The 13,355-nt window shown below is 60.7% G+C and carries 8 protein-coding genes; 5 read left to right on the top strand and 3 right to left on the bottom strand.

Features of this window, described 5'->3' with window-relative positions:
- Nucleotides 1-17 precede the first annotated feature (17 nt).
- Both nadD and rsfS read left to right on the top strand, forming a co-directional pair.
- Nucleotides 18-644, top strand: a complete 627-nt coding sequence (gene nadD / locus L21SP4_RS09500) for a nicotinate-nucleotide adenylyltransferase (protein ID WP_052882434.1) — start codon at nucleotides 18-20, stop codon at nucleotides 642-644.
- Nucleotides 641-1,012 carry a ribosome silencing factor gene (gene rsfS / locus L21SP4_RS09495; RefSeq protein ID WP_052882433.1) on the top strand — a complete coding sequence of 124 codons (372 nt, stop codon included), beginning with the start codon at nucleotides 641-643 and terminating at the stop codon, nucleotides 1,010-1,012. The genes nadD and rsfS overlap by 4 nt, the downstream gene beginning before the upstream one ends.
- Before the next feature lie 595 nt (nucleotides 1,013-1,607).
- On the opposite strand, the gene L21SP4_RS09490 is transcribed toward rsfS, so the two are convergent.
- Nucleotides 1,608-3,386: an IS1634 family transposase gene (locus tag L21SP4_RS09490; RefSeq protein ID WP_052881116.1), complete on the bottom strand. Its 1,779-nt coding sequence runs from the start codon at nucleotides 3,384-3,386 to the stop codon at nucleotides 1,608-1,610.
- 169 nt (nucleotides 3,387-3,555) lie between these two features.
- Here L21SP4_RS09490 and L21SP4_RS09485 point away from each other — a divergent pair, with 169 nt between their 5' ends.
- Nucleotides 3,556-4,479, top strand: a complete 924-nt coding sequence (locus L21SP4_RS09485) for a PEP-CTERM sorting domain-containing protein (RefSeq protein WP_052882432.1) — start codon at nucleotides 3,556-3,558, stop codon at nucleotides 4,477-4,479.
- Between the two features lie 89 nt (nucleotides 4,480-4,568).
- On the opposite strand, the gene L21SP4_RS09480 is transcribed toward L21SP4_RS09485, so the two are convergent.
- Nucleotides 4,569-8,684 (bottom strand): hypothetical protein, encoded by a 4,116-nt coding sequence (locus L21SP4_RS09480; protein WP_160300784.1) that lies wholly within the window; start codon nucleotides 8,682-8,684, stop codon nucleotides 4,569-4,571.
- Between the two features lie 426 nt (nucleotides 8,685-9,110).
- Here L21SP4_RS09480 and L21SP4_RS09475 point away from each other — a divergent pair, with 426 nt between their 5' ends.
- Nucleotides 9,111-10,034 (top strand): PEP-CTERM sorting domain-containing protein, encoded by a 924-nt coding sequence (locus tag L21SP4_RS09475; protein WP_052882430.1) that lies wholly within the window; start codon nucleotides 9,111-9,113, stop codon nucleotides 10,032-10,034.
- Nucleotides 10,035-10,259: 225 nt separating this feature from the next.
- Here L21SP4_RS09475 and L21SP4_RS09470 read toward each other — a convergent pair whose 3' ends face one another.
- A complete protein-coding gene (locus L21SP4_RS09470; protein ID WP_052881116.1) occupies nucleotides 10,260-12,038 on the bottom strand; it encodes an IS1634 family transposase in 1,779 nt (592 codons plus the stop codon).
- Nucleotides 12,039-12,383: 345 nt separating this feature from the next.
- On the opposite strand from L21SP4_RS09470, the gene L21SP4_RS09465 reads away from it, so the two are divergent.
- The gene (locus L21SP4_RS09465) at nucleotides 12,384-13,346 is read left to right on the top strand and encodes a PEP-CTERM sorting domain-containing protein (protein WP_052882429.1); all 963 of its coding nucleotides are present in this window, start codon (nucleotides 12,384-12,386) and stop codon (nucleotides 13,344-13,346) included.
- The last annotated feature ends 9 nt before the right edge of the window (nucleotides 13,347-13,355 follow it).

The following is a 13,355-nucleotide window of genomic DNA, read 5'->3' as shown; positions in this document are numbered from 1 at the left end:
CCAGGGACGCCCCCTTTATGACAGGCACACATGTCCAGCGAATCGGACTCTTCGGCGGCACCTTCAATCCTCCCCACCTCGGACACCTCATCATCGCCCAGGATGCCCTGGAACGCTTCGAGCTGGACCGGATGATCTTTATCCCGGCGCATGCCCCGCCTCATAAATCGATCGGGGACGAACCCGGACCCCGACGGCGTCTGGACATGGTTCGCCTCGCTGTCGACGGACACCCCGCTTTTGAAGTGTCGGATGTGGAGATCAACCGCGCCGGCGTCTCCTACAGCATCGACACCCTGACGGCAATGCGGGATCAATATCCGGAGGCCCAGCTTTTCTTCCTGGTGGGCGGAGACAGCCTTCCCGAGCTGCATAAGTGGAAAGCGGTCCGCGATCTGCTTGAGCGATGCACCCTGATCATCGCCCGCCGTGCGGAGGCCGAATGCGGCGAAGTACAGCTCGAAGAGCCATGGAAGCGGCGGGTTATGCGCGGGGTGTTCGAATCGCACCGGATCGGCATCTCGTCGACCGAGGTGCGGACCCGCGCGGCGGAGGGACAGTCGATTCGATTCCTCGTGCCGCCGGTCGTGGCGGATTACGTCGCGGAACATCATCTGTATGAGCGAGGGAGAGCAGATTCATGAGCGGAGACACGCAGCAGACGCACCCCGGTTACGTCGGCGAGATTTGCGCGATTCTGGAGGATAAAAAGGCCGAACACGTCACCGTTCTCGACCTGCGCGGCCTCTCCGATGTCCTGGATTATTTCATCATCGCCAGCGGCACCGGCGTTCCGCATCTGAAGGCCCTTCAGGATGAAATCGTGACCGCCCTCAAACGCCGTGCCGGCGGCGGCATCCGCTCCGCCGGCCAGCCGGAGAGCGGGTGGGTGGTCGTGGATTACCAGGACGTGCTGGTGCACCTGTTCAGCCGCGACATGCGCGAATACTACGACCTCGAGGGTTTGTGGAACGACGCCCCCCGCGTGGGGAGAGCATGGGATTCACCATGAAGGCCATGAAGAGCATGAAGGGGTGAACATAATTCGTACTCTTACTCGCACGCGTACTCGTACTCGGAGCGCCGAAGGCGCGATCCCACTCCCCCTGTTCAGGGAACTCGAGTAAGAGCACGAATTATGTTCTCTCTGAACCTCGATTTCGACTTCGATTCGGATTTCGAGATCCCATCCGCGTCATCGATGTAATCCGTCGTCGAAAACACAAGAAGTGACTCTCGCCAAGGCGCCGGAACCGCAAAGATGAATGAGAAGAGCACAGGCAAAGACATCGTGCTCCCTCGAAGGAAGACATTCCCTGGCGGCCTTGGCGGCTTGGCGAGAGAAAAACAGGTTCGACCAATCCCTTCAGCGGATGGAGTGCCGCCGCTGGGTTCAACCGCTCTCTGGTGAAATCCCGATCCCCACAGGGATTTTACGTCGGCCTGTAAGTCTCGATCACATATTCCCGAAAAAAACTTGCACCCGGTCAAATATAGATGTAAGTGCATCATATGCAAACGATGGCGGTTTGCATGAAGAGCCGTAAAGAGCCTAACCCGTCTTTCCCTGTTCGGCGGCGAAAACGCCTTTTTTCTTCGATTTCAGTTCAAAGGTCTGCCCCACATTTTTTCTTCAGCTCTTCAAGCCGAGGGGGTGGTTGTTCCGGAAGCGTCAGGTTGAGCTGGTGCAGCAGAAGCTGAAGGTCTTTCTCCGGTTGCGTGTAGCGCGGCAGGATCAGGGTGCGCCCGTCGGTCGTGGGCAGGTGCACATCGATCATCTGCACGGCTTTGAACTTTTCCAGGATGGCGCGGGGGGTCAAGCCCGGGGCCCTGGCTTTGGCCCGCTGTTTCAGCGTGACTTGCAGAGCGTAGCTCAAAAATGACACGAAGATGTGCGCTTCGATCCGCTCATCCTTCTGGTGATACACCGGGCGGATATCCAGATCATTCTTCAGCTCCTTGAAGGCCTGCTCGACCTCGTTCAGGACCATGTATTGCTTCCACAGCTCTTCGGGCTGTTCGGCCGCCAGATTGGTGCGCAACAGGTAGGTGCCTTCACCTCGACGGGCTTTACGCAGTTTTTTGCGGTTCAGCCGGAAGTGAAAGCTCTCCGGCGTAACGGCCTCGCGGGGTTGGGGAAGGCGGAGGTCCACCAGACCCCAGGCTTTGCCCGCTTCCTGTTTGGCGGCACCCAGTTTCAGCAAAAGTTCGTCGCGCTTGAGGTTTTTCATGCCCCCCAGTTGATGCAGGCGCTTCCAGAGCTTCTTGAGTTTGCGCTGTCGCATGGAGCGCTCTTTATCGCAGCGACTTCCGCTGCGGGTGAGGACGTAAAGATCCTCCCCGTCGCGGGCCAGCTTGACCTCGATCTGCTCCTGCACCTGCCTCCACGGTTGACCGAAGAGCTGGTCCTCGAGCTTGCTGAGCCGCCCGCGCGGCGTGCCCACCAGATAGCTCGCGCCTTCTGCTCGCATCTGTTCGAGCGCGTCCTCGGTCGGGATGCCCCGGTCCATGATCCAGAGCCGGTTCATCTTCCCGTACTGCGCCTCGATCCTGCGCAGGAAGTCCGGCAGGGTCGTTTTATCCGAGGTGTTCCCGGGCATCACCTCGTAGGCGACCGGAAAGCCCTCGGGCGTGACGATCAGCGCAATGACCACCTGCACGCAGTCGGATCGCTTGTCCCGACTGTAGCCGAACTTGCGCAGCCCTTCGCGTTCGGGCACGTCGCATTCAAAATAGGTGCTGGTCAGGTCATAAAGCAGCACCTCGTAGGAAGCGTCGAACAACAGGCGCCACTGTGTCTTTAGAAACGAAAACAGATCGGCTTTGTGTTCACCGAGTTTATCGAGACAGCGGTAGAGCGTGTTTTTGGCCGCGATGGACTCATCTTCGCCGAGCAGGTCCGCCATGGCACTGGCCTTAAACCAGTCGCGGTGCAGCCGCCACTCGCTGCCCGGATCGAGCAGACGATAGGTCACCAGCGTTTTGAGCACGTGGAGCCAGCCGGTGCCCTTGCGGCTCGCGGGAAGACGGGGGCTCCAGAAACGGTCCAGATCCAGCTCGTTCCACAACTCCATGGCCAGCCAGCATCCGCCCCACTGACGCGGATGATGCAAGCTCAGCCGGGAAAGCCGGATCCGAACGGGATGGGACACCTCCGGCGGCGGCGTGCGGTCTTCCGGGAACAGGCTTATCTGTCGAACCGAATCGGTCGATTCATCCAGCACGTCGAGTGCCGAGCACCATTGAGCCTTCTGGCTGTCGTTGAGTTCGCCCAGATAGAGCAGCGGACGCTTCATGACGCCGCGCCGGGTCCGCACACTTTCAACGATGCTCCAGTAGCGGTGCTCTTTGCCGTCTTTGCGTCGCCTGTGGCACTTCAAATACACAACCCGATTTTTTCACAGAAAATCAAGTCGTCAACCGGCAAGGTCTGCCCCACAGCCCCTTTTGGAACGTGACCCCTTGAAAACAAAGGACGAAACGGAGGTCACACCCCCGAAAAAAGACGTTTGGGCCGCCGAACGGGGAAAGACGGGCTAACCGAAGGAGAGGACGATGAAGGCGATGAGAGTGATGGCCGTGCTGATCGGCGTGGCGGGTCTGGCGATGACCGCGCAGGCGACGAATTATCTGTGGCAGGGCGGAACGTCGACGAATTTCGGCGACGCGGGAAACTGGACACCGGCGGGCACCTCGTTCGCCACCGATGATAATTATCGGTTGACGAACCAGACCAGTATTACCACCGCCGACGGCAATTTCAGTGTCGGCGGATTCGAACTCACGGACGATAGCTCGCTGCGGATAACGTCCGGGTCGACGTTCACAATAAACGAGAATAACGTAACCAAATTCTATGAAGGTTCGCTTATCGTCGACGGTACGTTCGACGCAGGCGGAAACCGGCTCGAACCCATCGGTGCCGCGGGTAAGACCGTGGATATCACCGTGAACGGGGACTGGATCAACCCGGGCAACAGTTTCTGGGGAAAACAGGTGTTTGTGAATATCGATGTAAACGGTGACTTTTTGTTCAAAGGGAGCGGAATGGGATCGGATTACAGCACCTACAGCCATGTGGTTTCCGTGAACACCGGCGGATTATTCGATGTTTATTTCGACATAATCATGAAGTCGGGTACCGATAACGAAACGGCGATCTACCTCAACGGCGGTACGCTGAATTTCAATAACCGGCTGGCGGGGCTGGATGGGTACGATTATTCCAACCTGACCATCAACGGCGACGACGGGATCATCTTCACGGCGCCGGATTCGAAGATCACGCTTGATAGCAACCGGGTGACCGAGGTCAACGGCTGGATCAGCGACGGCGCGCTCTCGTCGACCGTCGGCGATCTGCAGGTCAGCTACGATGCGGACAGCGACCTCACGACCGTCATTCCCGAACCGGCGACCATCGGCCTGCTCGGCGCGGCGATGGGCGGTCTGATGATCGTGCGGCGGCGTCTGCGGTAAGGGTTCGCGCGAAGATGGATCGCACGGAAGCGGCAGACCGGCGACGGTCTGCCGCTTTTTTTGTATAGCGCTACTACGAACCTTCTTTCTTAACGCGCCCAGTCGATCTCGAACACATGCATGCCGGGGAATTCGACGGTGACGTTCAGCCGGTAACTGGCGCCGTCGCGGATGAACGCGCTGTTCGTGTCGTCCTCCAGCATCAGCAGATCACGGTTCATAGTGTGGACGGTTTCGATCAGCGTGGCGTCTACGTGATCATAGGCCTCGTTGATCCGCGCATTGACTTCCTCATCCTCGCGGCGGGTGGCGCGTCCCTTGCCGCCCATCATCTGGTACCAGCCCCCGACGGCCTGCGGCGTCTCCGTCATCGAATCGCTCAGCAGTCCCCAGGAGGCGAGCTTATGACGCAGATAGCGGTAGACCGCGGTGTTCGAGGTCAGCGCCGTGGACCGGATCGATACGGTGCCCGCGGGGTCTTCGATCAGGAGAGCGGGAATCCGTATGGAGACGGATTCCCGGCGCAGGTGCTCTTCGGGAATCGCCCAGCCGGTATCGGGCGCGGGCGGCTTTTCATCGAACTCGGAGGCGGCGACCCCGATCAGCAGCCGGTCCTCCGCGGGGAAGTACGCCATCAGGGCCTCGACCCCGCCCGCCGTACCGGTGCGTTCTACGGGAAGGATGTAGCCATATCCGTCCTCCATGTGCGTCATCACGATGCGCACAAAGCCGTGTCCGGTGAGGGCGCTCCCGAGCACGGTATGAGACGGGGTGTCGCCGTATTCGTTCACGGCACCGATCTCCTCGAACTCCGGCGCGCCCCACTCGCCGCAGATGCCGTGACGCAGGCCGCGGAGGGCGGAACGGAATCGGTACGCCGCTCCGTACGCCCCGGTCTCCCAGCTGTCCGCCTCGCGGTAGAGCGAGCGGAAGTCGCTCTCCATCATCTCCAGCGTGATATCGCGGTAACGGTCGGCGTCGATATCCATCAGCTTGTTTCGGAGTGACCGGAAGTCGCGTTCCAGTTCGGCGACCGAGGAATTCTCCTTGTACCACGATCCCCCGGCAAAATCGTACGGCGCCCGGCGCGCTTCGGCGCCCGCCCGACCTTCGAGCCAGGCGAAGTTCTGCGGAAAACGTCCCCGCCCCGCGCAGTGTTCGGCCACGCTCCAGATCGTGCCCAGCTCGTCGGGCGCCCCTGCGGTCGGATAGCGCGTAAACAGCTCGGCCGCGGCCATCTGGTTGAAGGGTCCGATCCGGGCTTCGGGAAGCACATCGCGGATCGCGGCGGCCGTGGTGTCGTAGTAGCGCAGGTAACTCTGCTCCCGGTTGCGTCCTGCGGCTTCGTCGCCTTCCGACAGCGTGTAGCGCGCTTCACTGCCGATCCTGAACCGCAGTCCGCGCACGAATTCCGGCTCGTAACGGTCAAGCAGGGTCTGGCACAGCCAGTGGACGAATAGGTACCAGGCGTCCATGTCCTCGGGCGCACCGCGGTTGCCAAACGATGCGTTCGGGGTCGGCAGCGACGAGAAATCCCACGGGATGGTATCGATCACGATCGTGTAGCGCAGGAAGTCCTGTACGTCGGGCTGGTCGACGCCCAACTCGTCGCGGACCGGGAACCAGATGTCGAACCGCTCTTTCACCTCTTCGGGATCAAAGTAAAATGCGCCGTCCTGCAGGTAGGCGATGTCGTTGGTATGCAGCTCTCCGCTATTAAGCTCGTACTGCCCCCCGTATCCGCCGAGAGAACGCACGAAGTAGAGGTGGTCCTTGAAAAGAAACTCAGGTCCGTGATCCGCGCGGCGGTGCAGGTAGGGAAGATCCACTTCGGCATCCGGGATGCCTTTCGGAAGTTCGCGGATATGCGAGCCGCGTTTGATCTGGAGGTCGACCACCCGTTCGGAGGCGTAGGGGCTGTGCAGAGCCCCGACCGGCAATGCGCCGGTTACCTCGCCATCGGCCGACTCAGCGATCGGTCTCGATTGAACCCGGAAGAATCCCGGGTTCATCGAACCCGGAAGCCGCCACGAGGTATGTCTTCTGCCTCCGGGAAGCTCTTCCGTGGAGGCCCTGAAGTCCGGGACGCGATCGGAGGTCCACCAGGGAAAGCACGCGCTGTGACTGTCGTAGTCGATCGGCGTCCAGCGGCGAAGATGGTTCGAGTAGTAGAGGATCGCTTCATGCGTGTTCAGGCGGCACTCAGTGCACAGCGATACCGTGGTCCGGCGCTCGCCGGTGGACGGATCACGCGTGCGGCGGAGAGCCAGCTCCGGCGATCCGGCGTCCTCCTGCGTCTCAAAGGTCACGATCAGCGCGGGCGCTTCATTTTCCGGGGTGGCCGGGTCGTCCGCGATGGAACACGAGACGCCGGCGTAGCGGCCGTCCTCTACCCCGACGACGAGCCCGTGATTCTCTGCCGGACGGCGGATCCAGTCCGCAACCCATCCGGTCATCTCGATCCGGTCGTCCATGACCCAGTGTGCGCCTGTATCGCCCGAGTAGAATCCCGCGGAATCGAGTCCCCAGCCGAACTCATAATACCCGCCGATGGTCTGCCACGTCGTCCGCTCCTGGGTGAAGACGGGGTATTGGCCGGGACTGTCGGCCCACGGGGCCTCGACGCGCGCGATCCGTATCCCGGCCGCGGCGATCTCGATGTCTTCGACGTGGTAGCGGGTGAGGTCGTGGCGCCGACCCCGCTGGTGCAGGCGGAGGCAGGCCGATTCGATGTGCGCGAGGTCGCCGGTGGAAAGCGCGGAGAGGTCGAAGCGGAGGAAGAGGCGCGCGCGCTTGTCGCCGTAACAGGCCTCTTCCTGCGAAAAGGGGAAATCGGGGTAGTCGGCGGCCATTTCATGAAAGGTGTCGTAGTCCGCCTTGCGGAAATTAAAGGTCTCGCGTGCATAAAGTTCGCCCGCCTCCGGCCAGTCCTGTGCCGCGGAATCGGATTTGAGCGATTCCGTCGATTCGGTCGAAGCGACGACGTATGCCTCGAGGGGGATCTCGAGGACGCGCCGGTCCGGCGAGGCGGCCCCCGTATCCGCCGGATGGTCGTCGGGATCAGCGGGGTCGGTCAGGAAGTGGTGGATCTCGGCGTAGTCATCGACCCCGTCGCCGTCGGAGTCGGCGCGGTCGGCATCGGTGCCCGGATCTGAAGGACCGCGGTAGGTTCCCGTGCCCGTTTCCATGCGGTCGGGAAGACCGTCGCCGTCGACGTCGGAATCGCGCACGGCGTAGACACGGGTGCGGGTTCCGTCAAAAGAGGCCTCCGGCTTGTAATCGTCGAGTGCGGGGCCCGCGCGCAGCGCGCCGGCGGTTATCGCGTCCGTGACCGCGGCAGTGAAATCGCCGCCGTCGATCTGCATCTCCGCGTCGGTGGAGTGAAAGAGGATCCCCCCGGCGGGCGTGCCGTCTTCGGCGTTGAACTCGACTCCCGTGTCGCCCCGCACCCGGAGCTGTCCGCCGTAGAGGTTGAGCGTGATCTCGCTGGTTGAAGATTCGCGGAGGGTCAATCCGCGGTCCCAGGTATCCATCGTACCGCCGCGGTAGAGATTGAAGGTGATCGACTGATGATCGGCATCGGGATGACCGATGGCACCGATCCGGGAGATGAATTGACCGAAGATATCGGTTTCCGTGTGAAGGTGGGAGGAGTGGGGGAAATCGCCCCAGCGGGAGGTGTAGTTGCGTGAACGGAAGATGCCGTCGGCGCCGATGATCATGCGCAGGGTTCCGGTGCTGATGATCGGACTTCCGCCGAATGCGTCCCACAGCCCCTCGATGCGTGCCGTGAGATCGACGCCCGGATCGAGGTCCAGACCCTGGCTGTCCAGCGTAGCTCCGTGGGCGATGTAAAGGGTTGAAGTTCCCTCGCCGACGAAGAGGTTCCGGACGCCGGTGCCGGGGGAGAGGTCGAGTGTGTCCGAGTCGATGTGCAGGGACGCACCGCCGCGGAGGCGGACGGAGCCTGCGTGGTTGGCGGGCTGTGCGCAGGTGACGGTTACGCCCGCGGCGATTTCCACATGCTGGGTGGCCGACGGGACACCCAGGCTCCACGGCGCCGGATCGCTCCATGTTCCGTCGCCGCCCAGCCAGGTGTTGGTCTCAGTCGCGCGGGCCGGAGGCGTCGAAAAGAGCAGGGCGATCAGCGCCCCCGCGAGAAGCCCCATTCGGCCCGCATCGACCCATGTTTTCTGACCCCTCATTCCCGTCATCATGCGGGCTGCGCAGCACGCGGACAATGTTAAATGCAATCGCTCGCATTCGGTACGGGTTGAGATAACGGCCCTGGCCCCGCTGCGCGGACCTGCGGGCCTACTACGAGCTTTTTCCGCTGCGCGGAAAGAAATCGTGTTCCCCGAATGAAGACAATCCCTGGCGACCCTGGCGGCCTGGCGAGAAAAAAACAGGTTCGAACCAGTCCCTTCAGCGGACGGAGTGCCGCCGCTGAGTTCAACCGCTCTCTGGTGAAATCCCGTTCCCCGCAGGAATTGTACGTCGGTCTGCAACTCTCGATCAAATATTCCCGAAAAAAAACTTGCACCCCCTCAAATATAGATGTTAGTATATCGAGTGCAAACGATGGCAGTTTGCATAAAGTCGAGGGTGCGAATTAAACGGAAGGAGGAACGATGAAGGCGATGAGAGTGATGGCCGTGCTGATCGGCGTGGCGGGTCTGGCGATGACCGCGCAGGCGACGGATTATCTGTGGCAGGGCGGAACGTCAACGAATTTCGGCGACGCGGGAAACTGGACGCCGGCGGGCACCTCGTTTGCGACCGATGACAACTACCGGTTGACGAACGAGACCAGCATTACCACCGCCGACGGCAATTTCAGTGTCGGCGGATTCAAACTCACGGACGATAGCTCGCTGCGGATAACGTCCGGGTCGACGTTCACAATAAACGAGAATAACGTAACCAAATTCTATGAAGGTTCGCTTATCGTCGACGGTACGTTCGACGCAGGCGGAAACCGGCTCGAACCCGCCGGTGCCGCGGGTAAGACCGTGGATATCACCGTGAACGGGGACTGGATCAACCCGGGCAACAGTTTCTGGGGAAAACAGGTGTTTGTGAATATCGATGTAAACGGTGACTTTTTGTTCAAAGGGAGCGGAATGGGATCGGATTACAGCACCTACAGCCATGTGGTTTCCGTGAACACCGGCGGATTATTCGATGTTTATTTCGACATAATCATGAAGTCGGGTACCGATAACGAAACGGCGATCTACCTCAACGGCGGTACGCTGAATTTCAATAACCGGCTGGCGGGGCTGGATGGGTACGATTATTCCAACCTGACCATCAACGGCGACGACGGGATCATCTTCACGGCGCCGGATTCGAAGATCACGCTTGATAGCAACCGGGTGACCGAGGTCAACGGCTGGATCAGCGACGGCGCGCTCTCGTCGACCGTCGGCGATCTGCAGGTCAGCTACGATGCGGACAGCGACCTCACGACCGTCATTCCCGAACCGGCGACCATCGGCCTGCTCGGCGCGGCGATGGGCGGTCTGATGATCGTGCGGCGGCGTCTGCGGTAAGGGTTCGCGCGAAGATGGATCGCACGGAAGCGGCAGACCGGCGACGGTCTGCCGCTTTTTTTGTATAGCGTGAGGAAGAGTTCGTAGTAGCGCCGTAAGGCCCGAAGGGCCAAGGCGCGTGATATCGTTCGTAGTAGGCCCGCAGGCCTGCGAAGCAGGGCCAGGCGCGTTTAACCCGTCTTTCCCTGTTCGGCGGCGAAAACGCCTTTTTTCTTCGATTTCAGTTCAAAGGTCTGCCCCACATTTTTTCTTCAGCTCTTCAAGCCGAGGGGGTGGTTGTTCCGGAAGCGTCAGGTTGAGCTGGTGCAGCAGAAGCTGAAGGTCTTTCTCCGGTTGCGTGTAGCGCGGCAGGATCAGGGTGCGCCCGTCGGTCGTGGGCAGGTGCACATCGATCATCTGCACGGCTTTGAACTTTTCCAGGATGGCGCGGGGGGTCAAGCCCGGGGCCCTGGCTTTGGCCCGCTGTTTCAGCGTGACTTGCAGAGCGTAGCTCAAAAATGACACGAAGATGTGCGCTTCGATCCGCTCATCCTTCTGGTGATACACCGGGCGGATATCCAGATCATTCTTCAGCTCCTTGAAGGCCTGCTCGACCTCGTTCAGGACCATGTATTGCTTCCACAGCTCTTCGGGCTGTTCGGCCGCCAGATTGGTGCGCAACAGGTAGGTGCCTTCACCTCGACGGGCTTTACGCAGTTTTTTGCGGTTCAGCCGGAAGTGAAAGCTCTCCGGCGTAACGGCCTCGCGGGGTTGGGGAAGGCGGAGGTCCACCAGACCCCAGGCTTTGCCCGCTTCCTGTTTGGCGGCACCCAGTTTCAGCAAAAGTTCGTCGCGCTTGAGGTTTTTCATGCCCCCCAGTTGATGCAGGCGCTTCCAGAGCTTCTTGAGTTTGCGCTGTCGCATGGAGCGCTCTTTATCGCAGCGACTTCCGCTGCGGGTGAGGACGTAAAGATCCTCCCCGTCGCGGGCCAGCTTGACCTCGATCTGCTCCTGCACCTGCCTCCACGGTTGACCGAAGAGCTGGTCCTCGAGCTTGCTGAGCCGCCCGCGCGGCGTGCCCACCAGATAGCTCGCGCCTTCTGCTCGCATCTGTTCGAGCGCGTCCTCGGTCGGGATGCCCCGGTCCATGATCCAGAGCCGGTTCATCTTCCCGTACTGCGCCTCGATCCTGCGCAGGAAGTCCGGCAGGGTCGTTTTATCCGAGGTGTTCCCGGGCATCACCTCGTAGGCGACCGGAAAGCCCTCGGGCGTGACGATCAGCGCAATGACCACCTGCACGCAGTCGGATCGCTTGTCCCGACTGTAGCCGAACTTGCGCAGCCCTTCGCGTTCGGGCACGTCGCATTCAAAATAGGTGCTGGTCAGGTCATAAAGCAGCACCTCGTAGGAAGCGTCGAACAACAGGCGCCACTGTGTCTTTAGAAACGAAAACAGATCGGCTTTGTGTTCACCGAGTTTATCGAGACAGCGGTAGAGCGTGTTTTTGGCCGCGATGGACTCATCTTCGCCGAGCAGGTCCGCCATGGCACTGGCCTTAAACCAGTCGCGGTGCAGCCGCCACTCGCTGCCCGGATCGAGCAGACGATAGGTCACCAGCGTTTTGAGCACGTGGAGCCAGCCGGTGCCCTTGCGGCTCGCGGGAAGACGGGGGCTCCAGAAACGGTCCAGATCCAGCTCGTTCCACAACTCCATGGCCAGCCAGCATCCGCCCCACTGACGCGGATGATGCAAGCTCAGCCGGGAAAGCCGGATCCGAACGGGATGGGACACCTCCGGCGGCGGCGTGCGGTCTTCCGGGAACAGGCTTATCTGTCGAACCGAATCGGTCGATTCATCCAGCACGTCGAGTGCCGAGCACCATTGAGCCTTCTGGCTGTCGTTGAGTTCGCCCAGATAGAGCAGCGGACGCTTCATGACGCCGCGCCGGGTCCGCACACTTTCAACGATGCTCCAGTAGCGGTGCTCTTTGCCGTCTTTGCGTCGCCTGTGGCACTTCAAATACACAACCCGATTTTTTCACAGAAAATCAAGTCGTCAACCGGCAAGGTCTGCCCCACAGCCCCTTTTGGAACGTGACCCCTTGAAAACAAAGGACGAAACGGAGGTCACACCCCCGAAAAAAGACGTTTGGGCCGCCGAACGGGGAAAGACGGGTTAAGATAACGGCCCTCGCTCCGCTGCGCGGACCTGCGGGCCTACTACGAACTTTTTCCGCTGCGCGGATCTGCGGCGAACGGGATCGCGGCGCTGCCGCCATCGTGTTCCTTGATATTCCTGAACAAAAAAACTTGACGGCCGCGTGGGTGTAGTCTTACAAGGCAATCGAGTGCATTAAACAGAGGAGGAGGCATGAAGAGACTGAGTATTATGATGCTTGTTCTGGCGGCGGCTGCGCTGACGGTTCAGGCTGCGGAGAATCACTGGGACAACGACGCCGGTGATAATCGCTGGAACAACCCGCTGAACTGGGAGAACGACACGTTGCCGCTGCAGAGCAACGCGGTGATTGAGGGCGGGGCGTATGTAATCGCCGCCGACCCTACCAACGCGGCTCCGGGCGGGATCAATATCCGCAACTCGGACATGCTGATCTCGTCGAATTTCGCGCCCGCCGGCGTTCAGGACTGGCGCGATACCACGATCATCGTGACCAACGGCGCGGTGGTTAATGCCGCCTTAGGGCAGACACGGGCGGTGACGCTCAACGGGCTGAAAAATTCTTCGGCTACGCTGACGATCACGGGATCCGGATCGTCTTGGCAGGGAGGCGGCCTGGGGAATTATCCGTTCTATGCCGCATCGGCGGCCAATACCAACAACGGATTCACCCTCAATGTGATGAACGGAGGGGAGTATCGCGGAAAGTTTTTCATGGGCACCGACAATCTCGGGACCCCTGAAGCAATTGACGCGACGGTACATGTGAATGTTTATTCCAACAGTCTGGCGGGCACGGGATCGCTGGGCCAGTGGGATTTCGGCGTCGTCAGCGGAGAGGCCAAGGTCAATCTGCTCGGCGGGGAGCTGTATTTTACTTCGAGCAATGCCCTGAACTTCTATTCCGGACCTACCGCGACGGAAGGCATTTTCTTCGATGAACTGGGATCGAAGATCGTGTTCGGCGGCGATGCCACCAACGCCGTGCAGGGATGGATCGACGACGGTCTGTTCGTCGACAATGCCGGAAGCGGTTTGACGTACAGTTACGACAGCATCAGCGACGAAACGACCGTCATCCCTGAACCGGCCACGATCGGCCTGCTGATCATGTCCTGCGCCGGACTCGCGATTCTGCGCCGCAGAGCGAGTTGACCGGCAGTA

Source organism: Kiritimatiella glycovorans (assembly GCF_001017655.1).
GTDB lineage: Bacteria > Verrucomicrobiota > Kiritimatiellia > Kiritimatiellales > Kiritimatiellaceae > Kiritimatiella > Kiritimatiella glycovorans.
Note: the sequence above shows the minus strand (reverse complement) of the source record. Positions and strands in the feature narration are given on the sequence as shown.

Excerpts from the sequence above, each read along its gene's own strand:
- rsfS (WP_052882433.1), top strand. The coding sequence starts at position 641 with ATGAGCGGAGACACGCAGCAGACGCACCCCGGTTACGTCGGCGAGATT.
- L21SP4_RS09465 (WP_052882429.1), top strand. The coding sequence starts at position 12,384 with ATGAAGAGACTGAGTATTATGATGCTTGTTCTGGCGGCGGCTGCGCTG.
- nadD (WP_052882434.1), top strand. The coding sequence starts at position 18 with ATGACAGGCACACATGTCCAGCGAATCGGACTCTTCGGCGGCACCTTC.
- L21SP4_RS09485 (WP_052882432.1), top strand. The coding sequence starts at position 3,556 with ATGAAGGCGATGAGAGTGATGGCCGTGCTGATCGGCGTGGCGGGTCTG.
- L21SP4_RS09480 (WP_160300784.1), bottom strand. The coding sequence starts at position 8,684 with ATGAGGGGTCAGAAAACATGGGTCGATGCGGGCCGAATGGGGCTTCTC.
- L21SP4_RS09475 (WP_052882430.1), top strand. The coding sequence starts at position 9,111 with ATGAAGGCGATGAGAGTGATGGCCGTGCTGATCGGCGTGGCGGGTCTG.